An 18,869-nucleotide genomic window follows, 5' to 3' on the forward strand; every position below is an offset into this window, starting at 1 on the left:
ACCCGGTCGGTGCATCTGTCGGGGGTCAATGCACCGACCGGGAGTCATGCGACCTTCATCTCGTAGCGCCGAGCGCGTTCCGTTCGAGTTCGTGTGTTCGGTCGACGAGCCATTCCCTGGACTGGTGGCGGTCAAGAGCGGCCCTATCGAGATAGCTCAGGAAGTCCTGGTAGAAGGCGATCTCGGTGTCGTCCTCCAGGAAGAGACTGGCGGTGAGGGCGTCAACGTGAAGCACGGGTTGGTCCTGGTCGTGCCGGAAGATACTGAAGTCGTGACGGCTGTCGACGGTTTCAGCGGTGGCAGGCACGAGGTAGATGCGGCATCGGGGTAGCGCCGAAGAGATTTGGAGATGGAGCAGCTGCTCATGCATGACCTTCGGGTCGTCGAGCTCTATACGGAGGGCCTCTTCGCGGATGTAGAGGCTGAGAGCAGGGCGTGAGTGGCGAGTGAATATGGCCTTCTGACGCTTGAGCCGGGTTTCGACAGCCGCTTCGAGCTCAGGACCGATGGCGTGGCCGCACTGCTGTAGGACAGCCCGTATGTAAGCCTCGGTTTGGAGCGGAACAGGAACGAAGTCCGGGCTGTACGTCTTGATCGACGTGCTGAACGCTTCCAGCAGGGTGAGGGTGCGGAGCTGGTCGGGCATGCCTGCACCGTGGAATTGCAGCCGGTGACCGTGGGCTTCAGTGGCCAACTTGACGAGTTCGTCGAGCTCCGCGGGCATGGCACCTGCTCGGGCAAGGTAGATCGCAATTTCCTCCGGGCGGACCAAGCGCTGACCGCTCTCCAAACGGGAGACCTTGGGCATGCCCCAGCCCAGCATCCGCGCCATGTCCGCGCCGGAGAACCCGGCACGTTTGCGGACTCGCCGAAGTTCGTGGCCGAGTTCCCTGGTGCGCGCGGTCGATGTTTCTTGCCTCATGGGTTGCTTTCACCTCGCTCGATGTCCCTGCCTGGTTGCTCGGAGGTCAAGCAGCCGAGTTCGTCAGCGCGGGCAGTCAAGTCATTGCCAAGTTCGACAAGCCGTTCGCCAAGCTCGCGGAGACCCTGCCCGTACGCTGCATCGTTCGGCTGGAGGTGCATGAGTTCGAGCGTGATAATGCCGGCACTCTTGTTCACGTTGGCGAGCTTGGTCAGCATTTCGATGTCACGCCTGTGCACGCTGCGCCCCCCGCTGCTGATTGGAGGTCTGCCGCGTTGCTAACGCTTGGTGGAGCAGTGCGGACAGACAGATGGCCTTGTTGTCCTTGAGCAGCACGGTCTTGCCGTCATCGACGCGAAGGACGACTTCGAAGCCAGTGGCGGTGGCGATCGTTCCGACGAACACAATCGCGGACTCGCCGTCGACATCGACCCCGTAGGTATCGAGCGACAACCGCCAGTCACCGTTCGGTATATCTCCGCTGCTCAACGTCACGACATCGACGCTATGAGCGATGGGACAACCGAAGGAACAAGAAAAGGACAACAGCGCGTAATAGGTCGTACCGTAGGAGTAGACCGATCCCTCTGTACCGGGAGCGAACTCGCTATGAGCATCGACGACTTGCCGCGCGACGGCATCGGGCGCCGTGTCCGGGCTGCACGAAAGCTTGTGGGCATGACGCAGGACCAACTTGCGCAGCGTGCTCATGTGAGCCTGAGCCTGGTCAAACAGGTAGAGCAGGGCAAGACGCCTGCAAGCGCTGGATTCACGGCTGCGGCCGCGCAAGCGCTCGGCATTGCGCATACCGATCTCACCGAGCAGCCCTACCCGATCCAGGATCGTGACTCGCACCGCGTGCACTCAGTCATTCCTGCGCTACGTCGCGAGATCGCGTCGTACCTGCTGCCACCTGAAGACGTCATTCCCCGGTCGATGCCTGAACTTGAGCAGTCGGTGCAGCACGTTTCCAAGCTGCGGCACAGCGTGGTCCTGGACGAGCTCGGCGTTGAAGTGCCTGGTCTGCTCGCCGAGCTTCGCGCGAAGACCTACATCAGCAATGGCCGGGAGCAGGAACGCACGTTCGGTCTGCTCGCAGAGGCATACGCAGCGGCCGGACAGGTTGCATACAAGCTCGGCTACGTCGACTTGTCCTCCCTGACGACTGAGCGTTTCGAGTGGGCAGCAGAGAAGTCAGGCGATCCACTCGCCATGGCAGCTGGAGCGTTCTACCGCGCTGGTGAGCTGATCAACTCGGCCGAGTGGCGCGGAGCGCTCACCTACCTTGAGCATGCTCGCGCCCAGCTCGACGGCCAACTACGTGGCGGCGAGGAGGCAGCGCACGCGCTGTACGGCGCGCTCCATCTCAAGTCCGGTCTTGCGGCTGCCCGTGCTGGAGACACCGACACCAGTGAGGGCCACCTTGGTGAAGCGCGTCAGCTCGCTACCCACGTCACACCAGGGTCTGACTACTGCCGCTTGGCGTTCGATCGTGACAACGTCGCGATCTGGTCGGTCGGCCTGGCCGTCGAACGGCGAGACGGTACGGAGGCAGTCAAGCGCGCGTCGGAGATGCAGATTAGTCCGACAACTCCAGGTGAGCGGGTCGGTCACCACTGGATCGACCTTGCCCGCGGTTTCCAGCTCCACGGAGACCGTGCCCGTTCGCTCCAGGCGCTCCAGCTCGCGCGCCAAGTCTCGCCTCAACAGACCCGCTACCACCCGCACGTCCGGGAAACGGTGATCACGCTCGCCGAGCAGGACCGTCGGAGGTCGGAAACGCTTGCGGGGTTCGCTCGCTGGGCGAACATCAAGATCTGAGTGAGTGGAATCTGTCGTTTCACCTGGTCAGAGACTAGGGGTGGCCTGACGAAAGGCCTGACAATCAACCCACATCACTGCATACTGCGGCGGACGTCCACGGACACTTGAACCCCACGTCATCGAGTGTTCGCAATGATCAGAATTCCGTGATCTTGGCCTGATAACGAAGAGGTCCCAGGTTCAAGTCCTGGTGGGCCCACCCATCCGAAAGCCGGTTCGCGATCATCGCGGATCGGCTTTTCTGCTGCCTGAGTGACTAAGTGGGTGACTAAGCCACTGAGCCGTCCGAAGCGAAGGCAGGGCTGCCTTGATCGTCTCCGCCAGAACCCGCGCGTGCCGGGACTGACGTCGAGTGCGCGGGCGAGATTCGCCCGAACAGGGAGCGGCTGGTCAAAAGAGACCCGTGTGCGAGGTCACCGCCGCAAAGGAAGAGTATCGGGCGTGTCGGCGTTCTACTCAGTGGTCGGTGTGCGGTGTTCCGGGCTCACCCAGCGCAGGAGGGAACGCGGCGCGCCGGCCTCGCCAGAGCCCTGCCGGACTTCTCTTCCCGGCAGGGCTTTCGTCATGACGTGGTTCCACGTGGAACGTGGGCGCCAGGCGTCCGGGGAGCGGCGTGCAGTAGCATCGGTGGGTAAGCGGAGCAACTCGGCGGAAAGAGGGGGCTTCTGATGAAGAAGCTGTTGGCACTCGCGGTCATCGCGGGCGGCGTGCTGTTCGTGATCAAGCGCAACAAGGCAGCCAAGGCCGAGGCCGACCTCTGGCGTGAGGCCACCGCGCCGACCGAGCGTCCGCTCGGCGCCGTTTCCACGAACGGAAGCGCCCCGGCCAAGGCCGCGGACGCGTCCCGCAACAACTGAGGTTTCCGCAGGCGGCTATCCTGATCGCCTGCGACCCGGGGCTGTAGCTCAATTGGTAGAGCACTGCCTTTGCAAGGCAGGGGTCAGGGGTTCGATTCCCCTCAGCTCCACTCCACTGTGGACACCACGAAGGCCAGGTTCGAGGAACTTCCTCGCGCCTGGCCTTTCGTCGTACGGAGCGATCCGTCCCTCTCGCAAGTGAGCCGCGTCACGAAGACGATGTCCGTGAACCCGGCGCCCAGCCAAGTCAACGCTGCTTACATGAGGGATGGAATTCCGGACAGCGAGGTGAAATCATGATCGGTTTCGAAACCGACCTCGACGATCTCAGGGCGTCGAGCAAGGAACTGGCGAAGGCGGCCGATTTGGCCAGCGCCACTCACGATGGCGTGAGAGGACAGGACGTGCCGGCTCCGGACCCGGTGACCGGCGGCCTTCTCCCCGGGATCTTCGCGCCGAACACCGCCTTCGGGAAGACCTTGGGCATGCGCGGGGTTTCGGCTGCCTACGAGGAACACCGCCAGGCCGTCGAGAAGATGCTCGCGCGACTGCACCGCAGCACACAGGACGCCAGCCAAGCGCTGCAGCGGGTCGCCGAACTGTACGAATCCGTCGAAGAGGACAACAAGCAGCGGATGAACCGCGCGGCTTACGGGGAACAGGGGTAGCGGCGGGGATGGACGGATACTTCAACGCACTCGACGCGGAGACCGCCTCCGAGAGTGACGGCAACGCCAAACTCCTCGAAGGAATCTCCGACGACCTCACCACGGGGGCCGAAAAGGCCCTCGCGGCGGTGGACTTCCTTTTCCAGCAACCCTGGCTGGGCATGGACGCGGATCTCAGCGGCGGGCGAAAGGAACAGGTCCGCGACTTCTTTCTCGAGTTCTCCGACGCGGAGCTCGTCGGAGCCGAGAACAGCCTGCAGACCATGATCGAGGCCTACGAGGGTCTTTGGAATGCTTTCCAGGACACGAAAGCGCCGCTCGACCGGTCTCTGGTCCTGCTTCTCAAATGGCGCGGCGAAGGGGCCGAGAGCGCCAAGAGTTACATCCAGGGCTTGGTGAACACCTACGCCAGGGTCGGCACCAAACTCACCGTGCTGGAAGCCGACATCGTGGCCGCGCGGGACGCCATCGCGACCGCCCGCGCCGACCTGAGCAATCTCGCCGCTTCCTTCCTGACCGCCGCGGAAAAGTACCTCGACGACAAGGAACGGCAAGACGAGTCCGCTTTGTCGAAGGCGCTTGCGGCGACTTTCGCCGCCGCTGTCACCGCTTTGCTCGTGGCGGCCGTGCCGCCGGCCGGCGGGCTCACCGCGGCGGCGTTCTTCACCACCGCGAACGGAGTCCAGGTCGCGGGCGCCGCGGCCGGTGCCGGACTCGCCACCGCGGCCACCGTGCAGGCCGACATCGTCGGGGACAGCCCCGAAACCATCTACAACAGCTTCCACGACGGCGTGGTCGGCATCCGGGAAGGCATGTTCCGCGCGACGGAGTCGCTGATCTCGAAGATCAACGTCGAGATCAACAACCTGCCGGTCATTCCCGAGCCGCCGGACGTCAGCCCTGGCGAGACCTTCGATCCCGGCAACTTCGAAACGGAGAACACCGACAAGGGAACGGAAAAGCGGGTCCGGGACAGGAACGTCGACATCTCGAACGACGGCAGGGTCCAGCAGCCGCCGATGGAGCTGTCCCCGCTCCCGGACGAGTGACGGAGGATCGTGGCTGACAAACCGGCGCCCAAAAAGCCGGCCAACGACCGGGAAGCGATGCTCGAGGCGCTGGCCACCCTGTCGGTGGACGCGTCCTCACCGGACGGTGCCGTTTCCGTTTCGGTCAACACCGATGGCGTGATGACCCGGCTCAGGGTGAGTGAAGCCGCGTCGCGGCTCTCGCCCGCCGAGATCGCGGACGCCGTGATGCGGACCTATCAGGAAGCGCAGCAAGGATCCGCGAAACGCAGCGCGGAGCTGATGGCGCCGATCGGCAACGCCGGCTACATCACCGACAGGCTTCGCTGGCGGCTCGGGTTCACTCCTGCGTTCCAGCAGACCGCGGAACCGGTTCCACCGGCGCCGCCCCGGCCGCCGGCGGGCACGGAGAACGTGGTGCTCAAGGATCGTTCGGCCGAACCGGCAGGGCCCGCGGAACAGTCCGAACCGGCGGAAACCGACGACCAGTACTACGAGCAAGGCTTGCGGTACAACCCTTCCTGGTAGAGCGGGCTTGCGCTCAACCGCGCTTCAGTTTGCACCCTGGTTTCGGCGGCTCCAGTCCGGCGCCGCCGGACTGGAGGGGCTGTGGTGCGGAGAGAACACGGCGGCTCGGTGCTCGAAGCCGGGCAGGCGCTGCGCCGGGATTCCCTTGGGGGTCAAGGATCTCATCGCCGTCGCGGAAGGGCGCCGGGTGACGCGATGACCGCGGAACTGATCGATCTGTTGCTGGCTCAGGCGAAACTCCCGGCGACCGAGTCAGACAAGCGGGCGCTGGCACGACTGCGCTGGTTGTCCACGGTGGAATCGCTGTATGCGGTGCCGATGGATCGCTGGGTCGCACCGTTCTCGAACGGAGAGCCGTTGTGACGCGTCGTCCGGGTGAAGGCGCCGTGCTCGCGCTGGCCTGCGCGGGTTCGTTCGTGGTCATCCTGGACGCGACGATCGTTTCCGTCGCCCTGCCCGCGATCCGGTTCGGCCTCGGGTTCTCGTCCGGCGCGCTGACCTGGGTGGTGAACGCGTACACGCTCGCGTTCGCCGGTTTCCTGTTGCTGGGCGGCCGGTTGTGCGACGAATTCGGGGTGCGGCGGATGTTCGTGCTCGGGATGAGCCTGTTCACCGTCGCGCGGCTCGCCGCCGGGCTGGCCGGTTCGCCGGAAACACTGCTGGTCGCCAGAACGGTGCAGGGGTTCGGCGGCGCGCTGCTGATGCCGGTGACGTTGTCCTTGCTGACCACCATGTTCACCGAACCCGCTCGTCGCGCGCGGGCGCTGGGCACGTGGAGCGCGGTGGGCGCGGCCGGTGCCGCGGCGGGGCCGGTGATCGGCGGGTTGCTCACTCAGTGGGCTGGCTGGCGCTGGGTGTTCTTCGTCAGCGTCCCGATCGGCGTGGTGGCCGTGCTCGCCGCCGGAGCGGTGTTGCCGCTACGGGACCGAAGCCGTCCTCGCGGCAGGCTGGACGTCGTCGGCGCGGTGCTGTCGACGGCGGGACTCGTCGGTGTGGTCTACGCGGTGATGCGTTCTTCGGCCGACGGTTGGGTGCTTCCGCTGGTCGGCGGGCTCGTCTTGCTTGGCGTCTTCCTGGTGCACCAGCATCGGTGGGCGAACGAACCGCTGGTCGCGCTCGGGATCTTCCGGCTGCGTTCGGTCAGTAGCGGAAATGTGGTGATCTTCCTGCTGGGGCTGGGTTTCCTCGCCAGCCCGATCCTGCTTTCGCTGTACCTGCAGGACGTCCACGGTTACTCGCCGCTGCAGGCCGGACTGGCCTACCTGCCGGTGGGGGTCGCGATGTTCGCCGGCGCGAGGACGGCGGGCGGGTTGTCGGTTCGGCTGGGACCCCGGCGCGCGACGGTGTTGTACTGCGCGATCGGCGCGGCGGGCTTCGCCGGAGTCGCCGCGCTGACCGGTGCGCACGCTTCGTACGTCGTTTCCGTGCTGCTGCCGGGGATGGTCTTCGGGTTCGGGACGGCCGCGGCCTTCACACCGATCACCGTGGCCGCCACCAGCGGGGTGCCGGAACGGCAGAACGGCCTGGCCGCCGGTCTGCTGAACACCGTCCGGCAGACCAGCGGCGCGATCGGTCTCGCCGCGTTGACCGCGCTCGCGGCGGCGGTGACCGCGGCCTGGCAGACCGGCTCGCCGAGGGACGAGGCGCTGGTGCACGGCTACACCGCCGCGTTCCTCGCTTCCGCCGCCTGCCTCGCGGCCGCGGCCGTGGTCGCGGCGGTGACGATGCCGGGACTCAGCTCGCGGCCGCGTGGGCGGGCAGCGGGACCCGGTCGCGGAACCAGGGGCAGTCCTCCAGGCTCCCCTCTCGACGACAGGTGAGGAGTTCGACCAGGTAGGCGTGCGCGGTGTCGAGCCGCGCACGCTCCCGTTCGATCTCGGCGAGCTGGCCCGCCACCACCTCCCGCCAGCGGTGCTGCTCGGCGAGCAGCTCGGTGATCCTGCTCAGGCCCAGCCTGCCGATCTGGCGCCAATGCTTGATGAGGGCGATGCGGTACAGCTGGTCGTCGTCGTAGAACCGCTGGCCAGAGCGGCGGAAGGCGGTGATCAGGCCACGGCGCTCCCAGTAGTGCAGGGTCGAGATCGCCAGCCCGAAATGGTCGGCGGCCTCGCGAACCGGCGTCAAGGACTCCATGTGATCATTTCACCGGTTCAGCCAAGGTTAGGCAACCCTAACTTTCGACGCGAGCCAGTCGAAGGTCCATCGGTAGAAGCTCCGCGCGGCGAGGCTGGTGTTGATCGAGTGGCCGCTGCCGCGCACGATCTTGTCGGCGCCGCAGTCGCCGTTTCCGCAGACCAGCGTGTCGTGCTCGCCGAGGACGTACGCCGTCGGGACCTTCGGTGCCGATCGCTTCGCGGCGTCGGGTCCCACGGAGCGGAGTTCGGCTGACGCCAACGTGTCCTTCAGTGCTTCTTCGACGGGAATGATCGCCGGGTCGTACGTGCCGGGGTAGTGGAACGTCTGCGCGCGAGAGCCGGGGCGCGTCGTGAAGTAGCCGGGCGCCCACGGTTTCCCGGCGAACTTCGGGTCCAGCTCGGCGGGATAGAACGGCGACGCGGCTTTGGCCCGAGCACCGGGCCTGTCGCGCGGGATGCCGCTGACGATCACGGCGTCGACCCCGCCCCGTTCGGCGGCCCGTTCCGCGACGAGCCCGCCCATCGAATGTCCATTGAGGACGATCGTGCGGAACCGCGGCCGCAGCTGCCGGACGACCTGGTGGACGGCCTCCCCGCCGGTGGCGAAGTCGAGCGTCTCCGGATCCGGGCGGCTGCTGCGGCCGTAGCCGAGCCTGTCGAGGTTCAGCGTCGCGTAGCCCGCCCGCGTCGCACTGTCCACATAGGAGTATTGCCGGGACTGGAACGGCCAGTCCCAGTATGCGCGGTCGTAGGTGCCGCCGTGCAGCAGAACCTGCAGCGGGGTGCGGGCGGTGAACCCGCCGCGGACGCAGAGCTCGCCCGCGATCGTCTGCCGTTCGCCGTTCACCTGTACCGAAAACCGCTGTTCGGCGCAGCGGGCCGGTCGTTCCGTGGCGACGGCCGTCGTGGAGCCCAGCAGGGAAAGGGTCGCGGCCAGCAAGGCCGCCTTCGCGGTGAATTTCATGAGTGCAGCGTCGGCCGCGGGCGGGGGTCGCGTCGTCGTCACGGTGTGGAGATCGACGGCTACGTCAGGCGCGCACCATCCCGCTCTGATAGGCGAAAACGACCAGTTGCGCGCGATCGCGGGCGTGCACCTTGGCCATCGCGCGGCTGACATGCGTCCGGACCGTCGCCGCGCTGATCACGAACTCCCGCGCGATCTCTTCGTTCGACATCCCCTGCGCGACCCGCTGGACGACCTCGTGCTCCCGTTCGGTGAACGCGGAACCGTCCGCCCGGGGCATCGGATGCGACGGCCGCGCGGTGAATTCCGCGATCAGCCGCCGCGTCACGCTCGGCGAGAGGAGCGCGTCGCCCGCGGCGACCACGCGGACGGCTTCGATGAGGTCCCCGGGTTTGGTGTGTTTGAGCAGGAACCCGCTGGCGCCCGCGCGCAAGGCGTCGAAGACGTATTCGTCCAGGTCGAAGGTGGTCAGCATGAGGACGCGGACGCCGGACAGCCGTTCGTCGGCCACGATCCGGCGGGTCGCCTCGATACCGTCGAGACCGGGCATCCGGACGTCCATCAGCACCACGTCGGGCACGGTTTCCGCGACCACGGTCACCGCCGCGTCGCCGTCGTCCGCCTCACCCACCACGGTGATCCCGGCTTCGACCCGCAGCAACGCCGCGAACCCGGACCGGACGAGCACCTGGTCGTCGGCGAGCACCACCCTGATCACGGCCATCGCGCGCTCACCCGGAACCTCCCGTCCTCACGGCGCGCGGTCAGCGTGCCGCCGGTCGCCTGGGCCCGTTCACCCATGCCCATGATCCCGGCACCGGGACTGTCCAGGCCCGGCGTGCGGACCTCGTTGACCACGTCGAGCCTCAAGCCGTCTTCGCTCGCCTTCACCGTCACGCCGGCACTGGACGCCCCGTGTTTCGCGGCGTTCGTGAGCGACTCCTGGACGATCCGGTACACCGCGCCGCCGACCGGCTGCCCGATCCCGGGAGCGTCGAGTTCCAGCGTGACGGCCAGGCCCGCCTGGTTCGTCGAAGCGACCAGCGCGGGAAGATCCGCCAGACCCGGTGACGGCCGGAGCGGGGCGGAGTCACGCAGCAGCCGCACCATGGCGTTCAGCTCGTCCAGGATCGTGCCGCTGACCACGCGGACGACTTCGAGCGCTTCCTTCGCCACTTCGGGATGCTCGTCGAGCACGTGTCGCGCCATGCCCGACTGGACGTTGATGACGGCCATCGCGTGGCCGACGCTGTCGTGCAGATCCTGCGCGATCCTGAGCCGCTCGCCGAGGACTCGATCGCGTTCGGCCTGCTCCGCGGCCGCTGCCCGCTCACGACGTCCTCGAAGCGCGTCGGCCGCGAAGACCGCTACGCCTGCCCAGCCGACGAAGACCAGATCGATGACTCCTGCACCGCCGGTGGCCAGGTTCGCGCTGACGACCATCGCCGCCATGCCGCCCGCGACGGCGTACGCGAGCCTTCGCGGACGCAGGGTCCCGAGTGCGAACAACGGCACGAGACCGGCGAACAGCACCGGACCGTCGGGATAGCCGAACCCCAGGTAGAGCAGGAGCGCAAACGCTTCCGTCCCCGCTGTCGCCACCGGCAGGCGCCGGACACCGGCGAGTGTGGCACAGGCGAGCGCGACGACGGCGAACCCGAACGCGTCGATCGGGCGTTCCCCGTGATCGGGCTCGAGGTTCGCCGTGCCGACGATGAGCGAAGCGCTCACCGCGAGCCATCCGGCCACCGCTCCGATCCTGATCAGCCACTTCACCGGCCCAGTCTGCCGAAACCGGCCCACGGGCACGTCCGCGTTCCGTGGAGTTCGCCTACGTCAGATGTGCAGCAGCCGCTCGTCGAGTCCCGCGAGGTAGTCGCGGCCGAACTCGCCGTTCTCCAGATCGCGCCACAGCACGGGCGGAAGATCCTGCGCGACCTCGGACGAACGGGACGCGGCGGCCAGCGCGATGGTCGCCGCGGTGTCGACGTCGCCGGTGAACGCGACGCAGGTGTGGAGCATCCGGGCGAGCCCGCCACCGCCGGCGAGCACGGTCAGCGCGGCGCGGACGCTCATCCAGCCCTGCGGCCCGATCTTGCCCGGCCACGGCAGCGCCCAGCCGCCGTGCCCGACGTCCTCGGGAAGGATGCCGTCGATCCATCGCGCGACCTCGGCCACCGGACCGAGCCGGTGGTGGCAGTAGTGGACGGCGAGCGCCGCCGCCTGCGCCGCCGCGATCCCGGCCGGGGTGTCGTGCGTGATCCTGGCCTGCAGTTTCGCGTGGTAGAGGACGTCGTCGACGGTCGGCAGGACCCCGATCGGCCCGGCGCGCATCGCCGCCCCGCTCTTGTCGCTCTGCGGCTGGAGCCGTCGCAGCAGCTCTTCGCCGTCCTGGACTTCGCTCAGCAGCTGGTGGAACCGCGGCGCGTAACCCTCGTGCGGATCGCGGTGGTACGCGCGGACGAACTGCTCGGCGAGCAGCAGGGGCGTCCAGCGGCGGCCCGAAACGAGCAGTTCGGCGATCGCGATCGTCATCTGCGTGTCGTCGGTGTAGCGACCGGCCGGGACGCCGAGATAGCCGGGATGGCGTACATAGCCGGCCAGCGTGTTGTGCTCGGCGACGAAGCTCGGGTACGCGTGCTCGAACGAGCCTCCGTACGCGTCGCCGATGGCCAGTTCGACCAGCATCCGTCTCCCTCAGGCCGTGAGTCGTGCCGTTTCCGAGGGAAGTTTGCCGTAGGTGTCGCGGTAAAGACCGGAAAACCGGCCGAGATGCGTGAAGCCCCATCGCAGCGCGACGTCGGTGACGGTGCCTTCGGCGCGCCCCTGCGCGATCGCGAGCAGGTCCTGGTGCACGTTGTCGAGCCGGACGCGGCGCAGGTACTCCATCGGCGTCATCCCGGCTTCGGTGCGGAACGCCTGCTGCAGCGCACGGACGCTGATCCGCGCGGCCATCGCCAGCTCGCCGATCGAGACGGGTTCGGCGGCGTGCTCCTCGCAGTAGGTCATCGCGCGGCGGACCGCCGTCGACCTCGGCCGGGGCCGTTCTTCGGCGAGTTCGCCGGACCGCGAATGCGGCTGGGTGTCGAGCAACCCGTGCAGCAGCAGCTTCTCGAAATGGGAGGCGGCCAGCGGCGACCGGTCGAACAGCCCGGACGCGGCGGTCTCGCCGAAAGTGTGGAGCAAGGTGAGCCATTGGCTCATGCCCGAGGTCTCGACGATCGCCGGATCGAAGTGCAGGGCCGACGTCGGCGCTTCGCCCAGCCGTTCGCGCATCGTGTCCGCCACCAGCTGTTTGCCCATCCGGAGCAGCAGGATGTCGGGATGGTCGTACCTGGTCTGGAACGGCGTGTCCGGACCGGTCACGACATGTCGCGACGGGATGATCTCGCCGTCGATCTTGACCTGGCTCCGGCCGCCGAGGGTCACGACCACGGTGTACGCGTCCGAGGTCTCTTCACCCTGCAGGATGACGTCGGAGTCCAGCGTCAGCTCGTAGACCGAGAGGCCGCAGGGGTCGATCCCGGGGACGCGCAGACCGCTGAGCTGGGAAATGTCGAAGGAACCGGTGGGCGCGGGGGTGTGCAGCTTGACCGTGTCCGGCGCGAGGAACGCCTGGAAAGTGTGCTCGAGCTCGTCGAAGTCGTCGCCGGTGACCACCGTCGACGCGATCGGGGACCCTTCCGAGAACCGCTTGCGCACCTGTCGATCGTGCCAGGCTGCGCGAAGACGTGTGATGCCCATACCGTGGGAGCCATGGCGACCGACAAGCTGCGCGCGTGGTGGGCACATCGGCAAGGTCTCGACGGATCGCTGCACGGGGCTTCGGCGCCCGGCGTGCTGGAGCGGACCGGCTGGATGCGTTCGGTCGGCGGTTCGGCGCCCTACCTCGGGTTGTTCGCCAGGGCCCGCCTCGATCGCGAGACGGTCGACGCGGACGTCGCCCGGCTCGCCATCCACGAACTGCCCTCCGCCCGCGGCTGCACCTACATCCTTCCGTCGGCGGATTTCGAGCTCGGCCTGACCGTCGGCGCCGGGGCACCGGCGGGTGAACTCGCGGCCGCCGAGAAGTACCTCGGCGTCACGCAGGCCGAGATCGAGCAGTTGTGCGTCACCGTCGCCGACCTGCTCGACGCGTCGGCCGAACCGCTCGACCCGGCCGCGATCAAGGACGCCGCCGGGCCCGCGGTGCGCAATCTCGGCGAGGCGGGCCGCAAACGCGGCACCACCACGACGTTGCCGCTCGCGCTCGGCCTGCTCCAGGTCCGCGGCGAAATCCGCCGGGTCCCGGTCAACGGACGGCTGGACCAGCAGCGCTACGGCTATGTCCGCTGGACGCCGTCCCCGCGCGGCGGACTGTCCGATATGGACACCGCGCAGGCCGAGCTGGCCAGGCGGTACTTCTCGTGGGCGGCGCCCGCGTCGCTCAAGCACTTCCGCTGGTTCTCCGGGTTCACCGCGGCGAACGCCAAGAAGGCCGTGGAACAGCTGGACCTCGTGCCGCTCGACGGTACCGATCTGCTGATGCCCAAGGACCTCGCGGACGAGTTCGCCGCGTTCACCGTGCCGCCGGAACCGTCGTACGCGCTGCTCGCCGGGGTCGACGGCATCCACCTCTTGCACCGGGAGATGTCGAGGTTGCTCGACGACGCCGACGCCGGACGGCCGGTGCCCGGTGGCCGCGCGGGGGAGACGCTGGGCGGGCAGGCGGATCCGCCGAGCCATCTGATCGTCGATCGAGGGCGCTTCGCCGGCTTGTGGGAGTTCGACACCGAGACGAACAAGATCGTCTACAAGGTGTTCGGGGACGAGGACGCCGCGCTGCGTGACACGGTCGCGGCGACCCAGGAATTCGTCCGCGACCGGCTGGGCGACGCCCGGAGCTTCAGCTTGGATTCGCCGAAGAGCCGGGCGTCGCGAGTGGCCGATCTCAGGGCTTGAGCGTCAGGCCCCGGCCTCGTTGATCAGGATGTCGACCGCCTTGTCGTTGCGAGCGGTCTGCTCCGGGATCACCGAAGCGGGCGGGTAGAAGCCGTCGATCCCGCCGTCCTTCGGGTACATCTCGAAGGTGTAGCTGAGGATCTTGTGCTTGCCCCACGCCCAGTCGTTGACGTCGCCGTCGGTGACGTAGAGATCGCTGGACTGCTCGGGCGTGTAACCGTTGGTGGCGGCCATCTTCTTGCCGACGTCGGCGAAGCGCTTCGCTTCTTCCTCGTTGAGGCCGGTGTCGGTCTCGGCCTTCGTGTAGCCGTACGGCCAGAGCACGAGTTCCGAGAAGGTGTGGAAGTCGATGTGCGTCTTGATCTGCTGCGCGCCACCGACCACCCGGGAGTTCACGAACTCCGCGACGGCCTTGGTCTCGGACTCGGAGAACGCCGACGGGCCGTGGTAGTCCTCTGCGGACGGGCTGTTGCTCGACCCGCCGCAGCAGTTCCACTTGTAGTCCCAGTTGCGGTTCGGGTCGGTGCCGACGGCGCTGCTGCCCGGCACCGGCTTCCGTGTCTTGCGCCAGCCCTGGTACTCGCCACCGGTGATGTCGTACTCGGAGCCGTCCGGGTTGACGTTCGGGATCACGTAGATCTCGTGCTCGTCGACCATCTTCTTGATGGCGGGGTCGGTCGCGTACCCGCTGGTGAAGCGCTGCACGATCCGCAGGCACATCTCCGTGGTGAGGTGCTCGCGCGCGTGCTGGTTGCAGGTGAACAGGACCTCGGGCTCGTTCTCGTCCGTGCCCGCGTTGTCGCTGATCTTCAGCAGGTTCAGCTCACGGCCTTCGTAGGACTTGCCGACACTGGACAGCGTCGCGATGTCGCCGTGGTCCTTCGCGGCTTTCTGCAGCTCAGCGGTCGTTTCGGCGTAGGTGTGGTACGCCTCGTCGCCCGGCGGGAAGTCACCGGCGACCGCCGCGGTGCCCGCCCGGCCGCTCCGCTGTTTCAACATGCTGTCGAAGTCGCCGAGCGGCTTCAGGCTGAACCCTTCCGCGCGCAGGCTCGCGGCCTGCCCGGGGGTGGCGACCACGGTCAGCGCGTCACCGCGCGAGCCCGCGACGTCGACACCGGTGCGGTTGACGGCGGTGCGTTTGTCGGGGGTGGAGGCACCCTCCACCGAATACAGCCCTCTCGCCGGGTCGCCGGTCTGGGCGCTCGCGACGGGCGTCGTGACGGCCAGCAGGGCGAGCCCTGTGGCGGCCAAGGCGCCCCCGATGCGACGGCGTGTGGACATTTCGCCTCCGAACGATCTGGGGACTTGGGTGCCGTTCACCGTCGCTGAAGTGAATCATCCACGACAACCCGACGATCGTCGTTCCCAATTGCCGTTTACGGCCAGAGGCGTTCTTTGACCCAGAGTTCGTTCTCGCGCCGATAGCGGAGACGCCGGTGCCGCCGGTCGTGGCTGGCCTGCCAGAACTCCACTTCGGACGGCGTCACCAGATAGCGCGTCCAGGTTTCCGGTGCCACGCCCGGATTCTCCTCGACCCAGCGGCGGGCTTCCTCGGCCGCGTCGTCGAGGTCGGCCGGATCTTCGAGCACCTGGGACTGCCTGCCGATGAACGCCTCCATCCGGGACGCCGGCGGCCGGGCGGTGAAGTCGGCCGCGGAGACCTCGGGATCGGCGGGCGAGACCGGGCCGCGCAGCCGGACCTGACGACCGCGTCCCGGCCAGAAGAAGGTCAGCGCGGCGTGCGGATTCTTCGCCAGCTGAACGCCTTTCGGGCTTTCGGAACTCGTCGCGACCGCCCAGGTGTCCCCGTCGACGGCCTTGAGGATCACGACCCGCGCGTCCGGCACCCCGTCGGCGTCCACTGTGGACAGAGTGACGGCGTGCGGCGCCAGTACGTGCTCTCCGGCTTCGTACAGCCATTCCAGGAACAGCTCACGGGGCGTGCCCGGGGTACTCCCGGGATCGAACTCCGGCAATTCCTCGGGAAACGAAGGCCAGCCGCGCAACTTTTCGGTCACCGGTCAGTACCCCGGCGGGCGCTGGCCGTGCTGCGGATAACCGGGCGCGGGCGGCGGATAGTGCGGCGGATGCTGGCCGGGCGGCGGACCCTGCGCGGGCGGCGGTCCGACCGGATACTGCGGCTGCGGCTGCCAGCCGGGAGGCGGCTGCTGACCGGGCGGCGGCATCGGCGGTCCCGGCGGCATCGGCGGCTGCTGGCCCTGCGACTGCGCCCACTGCACCTGCTGGAAGACCTCGGCGGGCTGCGGGAAACAGAACGTCAGCTTCGCGTTGACCGAACCCTGCACCGCCGCGCCCCACAGCTTCCCGCCGACGAACGCGTACATCTGCGCGGCCGAAACGTCCACGGCCACCATGCGCGTCTCACCGCCGAACTGGTTGCCGGACTTCGCCGACGCGGCCTGCGCGGCGTCCGGATACACCCGGTCACCGATCAGGCCCGCGATGACCACCGAAGCCGCCGTCCAGCCGACGGTCCCCATCACGTTCGCGCGCGCGTGCTGCGTCGCCAGGCCGGTGAAGTCGTACAACGCGGGAGCGGTCACCTCCGGGATGGCCGCGGCGACCACGCAGTAGTTCATCGTCGACATCATCACGGATTCGGTGAACAGGCCGACGACGGCCGCGCTGGGGCCGATCTGGACCGTGTTCAGCCGGCCGCCGCTGCGCTGGATGCGTTCCGCCACCGCACCCAGGTATTGCTCTTTGCTGAGCACTGATGCCTCCTGAAGACCGCTACGCACCGCCATCGTCGCATGAACAGGGCGGATGGTTGCGGCGACGCGAGGATCCGATCTGCTTCACTGGACCATCATGCGACGTCTTCTGATCTTGCCGCTCGTCGTGCCGCTCTTGGCGGCCTGCGGGCCGACGGAGCAGCCGCGGTCCGCGGCGAGCTCGCCCGCGCCGTCGAGTACTCCGGCACCCCAGATCCCGCCCGCGCCGGAACCCACCGGCAAAGGCCCCTGCCCGTACCTCAGCGCCGATCGGGTTTCGGACGCCAACGGGCAGAAGGTCTCCAAGGTCAAGACCTCGGCCGACCAGCCGCATCCGACCTGTTTCTTCTACGCGCTGAGCGGGAAACTGCAGCTCACCGTGCGCGTGTACGTCGGAGAACCCGCCGTCGCCAAGGCGCTGGTCGACCAGGCCGCCCCCATCGACACGTCCAACCCGGCCGACGAACCGGCGGGCTGGAAAGGCGGCTACCAGCCGTCCGGCGACGGCGCCGTTTACGCCGTCGCGAAGGGCGGGAACGCGGTAGTCGTGACCACCAACCAGAAGCAGAGCGTCAAGGCACGTACGGTGGCGAAGGAGGCTATCGGTGAGCTGCAGCTCTAGGTAGTGGTATCCACACGTCAGAGTGAAGTTGATCTTGTACTACCCTGTGCCGCACGCGCGAGGGTTCGCGGGACCCAGCGCAACGCCAGATCCGGCGGAGGCCGCCTTGCGGTGTGGCTCGGCGGCACAAAAGATCATTTCTCCCCATAAGACAAAAGGACAGGTTTCGTGGCTGACACCCTCAAGGAAATCTTGCTCGACTCCACCCGTCGCCCGGCGGTCGTGAGCGACTTCGAAGGTCTCGTCGACGCCGAGGTTTCGGACAAGGGCGGCGTTTCGGGTGCCGTCGTGAAGACCGGCTTCGCGGCCGTCAAGAAGATCAAGCCGGGCATCATCCCCTCCGCCGTCGACGCGCTGCTCGACGACTTCACCGGTGCCCTCGAGCCGTTCTACGGCGACTACAAGGCCAAGGGTGGCAACGACTTCGGTGCCTACCTGGTCGGCCGCGGCGACGAGGCCGCCGACGCGCTCCTGTCGGTCACCGACGCGCGCGCCGACAAGAGCAGCCGCGACAGCATCAAGAAGGTCTACGGCAAGCTGCGCCCGAACGGCAAGAAGAACGTCGAGGAGGCCCTTCCCCGCCTCGGCCAGCTGATCGACAAGCACGCGGCTGCTGTTTAATCGCGCGCTGACGTAAACGCGCCGAAGGGGCGTCGATCCGCTTCCCACTCACGTGGGGCGGAGAGGCGCCCCTTCATCGCGTTTACGTGGGCCTTCGGCCCAAGGGAGGGCGCGCGACTGGTGAAGTCTCGCCGTCGCGCTGGCGCGCTATCGGCGAGACAGTCCGCCGGTGCTGTTGTGGGGCGCGTTGATCTTCGGCACCAAGACGTGAAAGGGCCGTCCAGTGGCCTTGTGGGTCACTGGACGGCCCTAGCGACAAGCAGAAGACGGAGGTTAGGCGTCAGTTCTTCTTGTCGGCGGAGCTGGTCGAGGCCTGGTGCCCGTTCTTCGGGGTACCGGGCTTCGGGGCCGCGGGCTTCGCCGGAGCCGGACCGGAAGCGGCAGGCTTCGCGGGAGCGGGCTTCGGCGCGGCCGCCGCCGGAGCGGCGGGCTTCGCGGGGGGAGCGGGCGGAGCCTTCGGCGGCGCGGGCGCGACCGGCGGCTCCTGCTTGGAACGCAACGCGTAGGCGGCTCCGGCGCCGACCACCGCGATGCCGATGACCCACGGCCAGCGACGACGCTTGCGCGTCCCCTTGGCAGCGGACTTCGCCTCGACGAGCGCGGCCTTGAAGTCCTTCTTCGCGGCCTTGAAATCCTTCTTGCCCCGGCGCTTGGACTCGCCGGCGGACTTCGCGGCCAGGATCGCGGCCTTGCGCGCCTTGCGACCCGGCTTCCGCATCTCGGAAAGCCTGGCCAGCGCCTCCTTACGAGCCGCCTTGGAGCTCCGCTTGAGCTCCTTGCGGGTCAGTTCCGTCTTCTTCGCGAGCTTCTTGCGCGCGCGACGGCTGGTCTTAGCGATCTCACCGGCGCTCTCGGAGAGCTTCTGCTCGGCTACCTCGACGGCGTGGGCGGTGGCTTCCTTACCCGCCTCAACCGCACGTTTGCGCAGGCCGAGCGCGCCGGCCTTCGCCGACTCGCTCACCGAATCTGCGGCCCGGGTCATGGCCTTCACCTCATCAATCGTTTTGATTCTGCTTCGTTGCTT

At 67.8% G+C, this 18,869-nt stretch carries 23 protein-coding genes and 1 tRNA gene; 11 read left to right on the plus strand and 13 right to left on the minus strand.

The window, feature by feature from the left end:
• Window positions 1–55: 55 nt before the first annotated feature.
• The 3 genes from ACLJPX_RS20950 to ACLJPX_RS20960 are packed head-to-tail and all read right to left on the minus strand — an operon-like array spanning window position 56 to window position 1,417.
• Window positions 56–922 (minus strand): helix-turn-helix domain-containing protein, encoded by an 867-nt coding sequence (locus ACLJPX_RS20950; protein WP_410601573.1) that lies wholly within the window; start codon window positions 920–922, stop codon window positions 56–58.
• Window positions 919–1,140, minus strand: a complete 222-nt coding sequence (locus tag ACLJPX_RS20955; protein WP_410601574.1) for a hypothetical protein — start codon at window positions 1,138–1,140, stop codon at window positions 919–921. The genes ACLJPX_RS20950 and ACLJPX_RS20955 overlap by 4 nt, the downstream gene beginning before the upstream one ends.
• Window positions 1,141–1,147: 7 nt before the next feature.
• Window positions 1,148–1,417: a hypothetical protein gene (locus ACLJPX_RS20960; RefSeq protein ID WP_410601575.1), complete on the minus strand. Its 270-nt coding sequence runs from the start codon at window positions 1,415–1,417 to the stop codon at window positions 1,148–1,150.
• A 114-nt stretch (window positions 1,418–1,531) separates the two neighbouring features.
• On the opposite strand from ACLJPX_RS20960, the gene ACLJPX_RS20965 reads away from it, so the two are divergent.
• The 8 genes from ACLJPX_RS20965 to ACLJPX_RS21000 all read left to right on the plus strand — a co-directional run bounded on the left by ACLJPX_RS20965 (window position 1,532) and on the right by ACLJPX_RS21000 (window position 7,647).
• Window positions 1,532–2,743 carry a helix-turn-helix domain-containing protein gene (locus ACLJPX_RS20965; RefSeq protein ID WP_410601577.1) on the plus strand — a complete coding sequence of 404 codons (1,212 nt, stop codon included), beginning with the start codon at window positions 1,532–1,534 and terminating at the stop codon, window positions 2,741–2,743.
• Window positions 2,744–3,414: 671 nt separating this feature from the next.
• Complete coding sequence (locus tag ACLJPX_RS20970) at window positions 3,415–3,603, plus strand: DLW-39 family protein (protein ID WP_037308710.1); 189 nt, start codon at window positions 3,415–3,417, stop codon at window positions 3,601–3,603.
• A gap of 37 nt (window positions 3,604–3,640) precedes the next feature.
• Window positions 3,641–3,713, plus strand: a tRNA-Ala gene (locus tag ACLJPX_RS20975).
• Between the two features lie 186 nt (window positions 3,714–3,899).
• Complete coding sequence (locus ACLJPX_RS20980) at window positions 3,900–4,271, plus strand: hypothetical protein (RefSeq protein ID WP_101611588.1); 372 nt, start codon at window positions 3,900–3,902, stop codon at window positions 4,269–4,271.
• An 8-nt stretch (window positions 4,272–4,279) separates the two neighbouring features.
• Window positions 4,280–5,320, plus strand: a complete 1,041-nt coding sequence (locus ACLJPX_RS20985; protein ID WP_101611589.1) for a hypothetical protein — start codon at window positions 4,280–4,282, stop codon at window positions 5,318–5,320.
• A 9-nt stretch (window positions 5,321–5,329) separates the two neighbouring features.
• On the plus strand, window positions 5,330–5,827 hold the full coding sequence (locus tag ACLJPX_RS20990) for a YbaB/EbfC family nucleoid-associated protein (RefSeq protein WP_410601578.1): 498 nt from the start codon (window positions 5,330–5,332) through the stop codon (window positions 5,825–5,827).
• An 84-nt stretch (window positions 5,828–5,911) separates the two neighbouring features.
• The gene (locus ACLJPX_RS20995; RefSeq protein ID WP_410601579.1) at window positions 5,912–6,190 is read left to right on the plus strand and encodes a hypothetical protein; all 279 of its coding nucleotides are present in this window, start codon (window positions 5,912–5,914) and stop codon (window positions 6,188–6,190) included.
• Window positions 6,187–7,647, plus strand: coding sequence for an MFS transporter (locus ACLJPX_RS21000; RefSeq protein ID WP_410601580.1), 1,461 nt, complete (start codon window positions 6,187–6,189; stop codon window positions 7,645–7,647). Before ACLJPX_RS20995 ends, ACLJPX_RS21000 begins: the two co-directional genes overlap by 4 nt.
• Here the strand turns inward: ACLJPX_RS21000 and ACLJPX_RS21005 are convergent.
• The 6 genes from ACLJPX_RS21005 to ACLJPX_RS21030 all read right to left on the minus strand — a co-directional run bounded on the left by ACLJPX_RS21005 (window position 7,562) and on the right by ACLJPX_RS21030 (window position 12,628).
• Window positions 7,562–7,960, minus strand: a complete 399-nt coding sequence (locus ACLJPX_RS21005) for a MerR family transcriptional regulator (protein WP_410601581.1) — start codon at window positions 7,958–7,960, stop codon at window positions 7,562–7,564. The genes ACLJPX_RS21000 and ACLJPX_RS21005 overlap by 86 nt on opposite strands.
• Before the next feature lie 27 nt (window positions 7,961–7,987).
• On the minus strand, window positions 7,988–8,926 hold the full coding sequence (locus tag ACLJPX_RS21010; RefSeq protein WP_410601582.1) for an alpha/beta hydrolase: 939 nt from the start codon (window positions 8,924–8,926) through the stop codon (window positions 7,988–7,990).
• A 64-nt stretch (window positions 8,927–8,990) separates the two neighbouring features.
• The gene (locus ACLJPX_RS21015; protein WP_101611593.1) at window positions 8,991–9,650 is read right to left on the minus strand and encodes a response regulator; all 660 of its coding nucleotides are present in this window, start codon (window positions 9,648–9,650) and stop codon (window positions 8,991–8,993) included.
• Window positions 9,641–10,702: a sensor histidine kinase gene (locus ACLJPX_RS21020; RefSeq protein ID WP_410601583.1), complete on the minus strand. Its 1,062-nt coding sequence runs from the start codon at window positions 10,700–10,702 to the stop codon at window positions 9,641–9,643. Before ACLJPX_RS21020 ends, ACLJPX_RS21015 begins: the two co-directional genes overlap by 10 nt.
• A 60-nt stretch (window positions 10,703–10,762) precedes the next feature.
• Entirely contained in the window at window positions 10,763–11,614 is an 852-nt protein-coding gene (locus ACLJPX_RS21025; RefSeq protein WP_410601584.1) for an ADP-ribosylglycohydrolase family protein, read from the minus strand.
• Window positions 11,615–11,623: 9 nt separating this feature from the next.
• Window positions 11,624–12,628, minus strand: coding sequence for an AraC family transcriptional regulator (locus tag ACLJPX_RS21030; RefSeq protein ID WP_410601585.1), 1,005 nt, complete (start codon window positions 12,626–12,628; stop codon window positions 11,624–11,626).
• Window positions 12,629–12,682: 54 nt separating this feature from the next.
• Here ACLJPX_RS21030 and ACLJPX_RS21035 point away from each other — a divergent pair, with 54 nt between their 5' ends.
• Window positions 12,683–13,867: a DNA glycosylase AlkZ-like family protein gene (locus ACLJPX_RS21035; RefSeq protein WP_410601586.1), complete on the plus strand. Its 1,185-nt coding sequence runs from the start codon at window positions 12,683–12,685 to the stop codon at window positions 13,865–13,867.
• A 3-nt stretch (window positions 13,868–13,870) separates the two neighbouring features.
• Here the strand turns inward: ACLJPX_RS21035 and ACLJPX_RS21040 are convergent, their stop codons facing one another.
• From ACLJPX_RS21040 to ACLJPX_RS21050, 3 genes are all read right to left on the minus strand, one after another.
• Complete coding sequence (locus ACLJPX_RS21040) at window positions 13,871–15,148, minus strand: M14 family metallopeptidase (RefSeq protein WP_410601587.1); 1,278 nt, start codon at window positions 15,146–15,148, stop codon at window positions 13,871–13,873.
• A 95-nt stretch (window positions 15,149–15,243) separates the two neighbouring features.
• Window positions 15,244–15,885 (minus strand): pyridoxal 5'-phosphate synthase, encoded by a 642-nt coding sequence (locus ACLJPX_RS21045; RefSeq protein ID WP_410601588.1) that lies wholly within the window; start codon window positions 15,883–15,885, stop codon window positions 15,244–15,246.
• A gap of 3 nt (window positions 15,886–15,888) precedes the next feature.
• Entirely contained in the window at window positions 15,889–16,602 is a 714-nt protein-coding gene (locus ACLJPX_RS21050) for a hypothetical protein (protein WP_101611600.1), read from the minus strand.
• A 97-nt stretch (window positions 16,603–16,699) separates the two neighbouring features.
• Here ACLJPX_RS21050 and ACLJPX_RS21055 point away from each other — a divergent pair, with 97 nt between their 5' ends.
• Together ACLJPX_RS21055 and ACLJPX_RS21060 are read left to right on the plus strand one after the other, a co-directional pair.
• Window positions 16,700–17,224, plus strand: coding sequence for a DUF2020 domain-containing protein (locus tag ACLJPX_RS21055; RefSeq protein ID WP_410601589.1), 525 nt, complete (start codon window positions 16,700–16,702; stop codon window positions 17,222–17,224).
• Between the two features lie 168 nt (window positions 17,225–17,392).
• Entirely contained in the window at window positions 17,393–17,845 is a 453-nt protein-coding gene (locus ACLJPX_RS21060; RefSeq protein ID WP_101611601.1) for a DUF6918 family protein, read from the plus strand.
• A gap of 280 nt (window positions 17,846–18,125) precedes the next feature.
• Here the strand turns inward: ACLJPX_RS21060 and ACLJPX_RS21065 are convergent, their stop codons facing one another.
• On the minus strand, window positions 18,126–18,827 hold the full coding sequence (locus tag ACLJPX_RS21065) for a hypothetical protein (protein WP_410601590.1): 702 nt from the start codon (window positions 18,825–18,827) through the stop codon (window positions 18,126–18,128).
• Window positions 18,828–18,869 lie beyond the last annotated feature (42 nt).

Origin of the sequence: Amycolatopsis sp. lyj-90, assembly GCF_046549035.1 — a bacterium.
Classification (GTDB): Bacteria; Actinomycetota; Actinomycetes; order Mycobacteriales; family Pseudonocardiaceae; genus Amycolatopsis.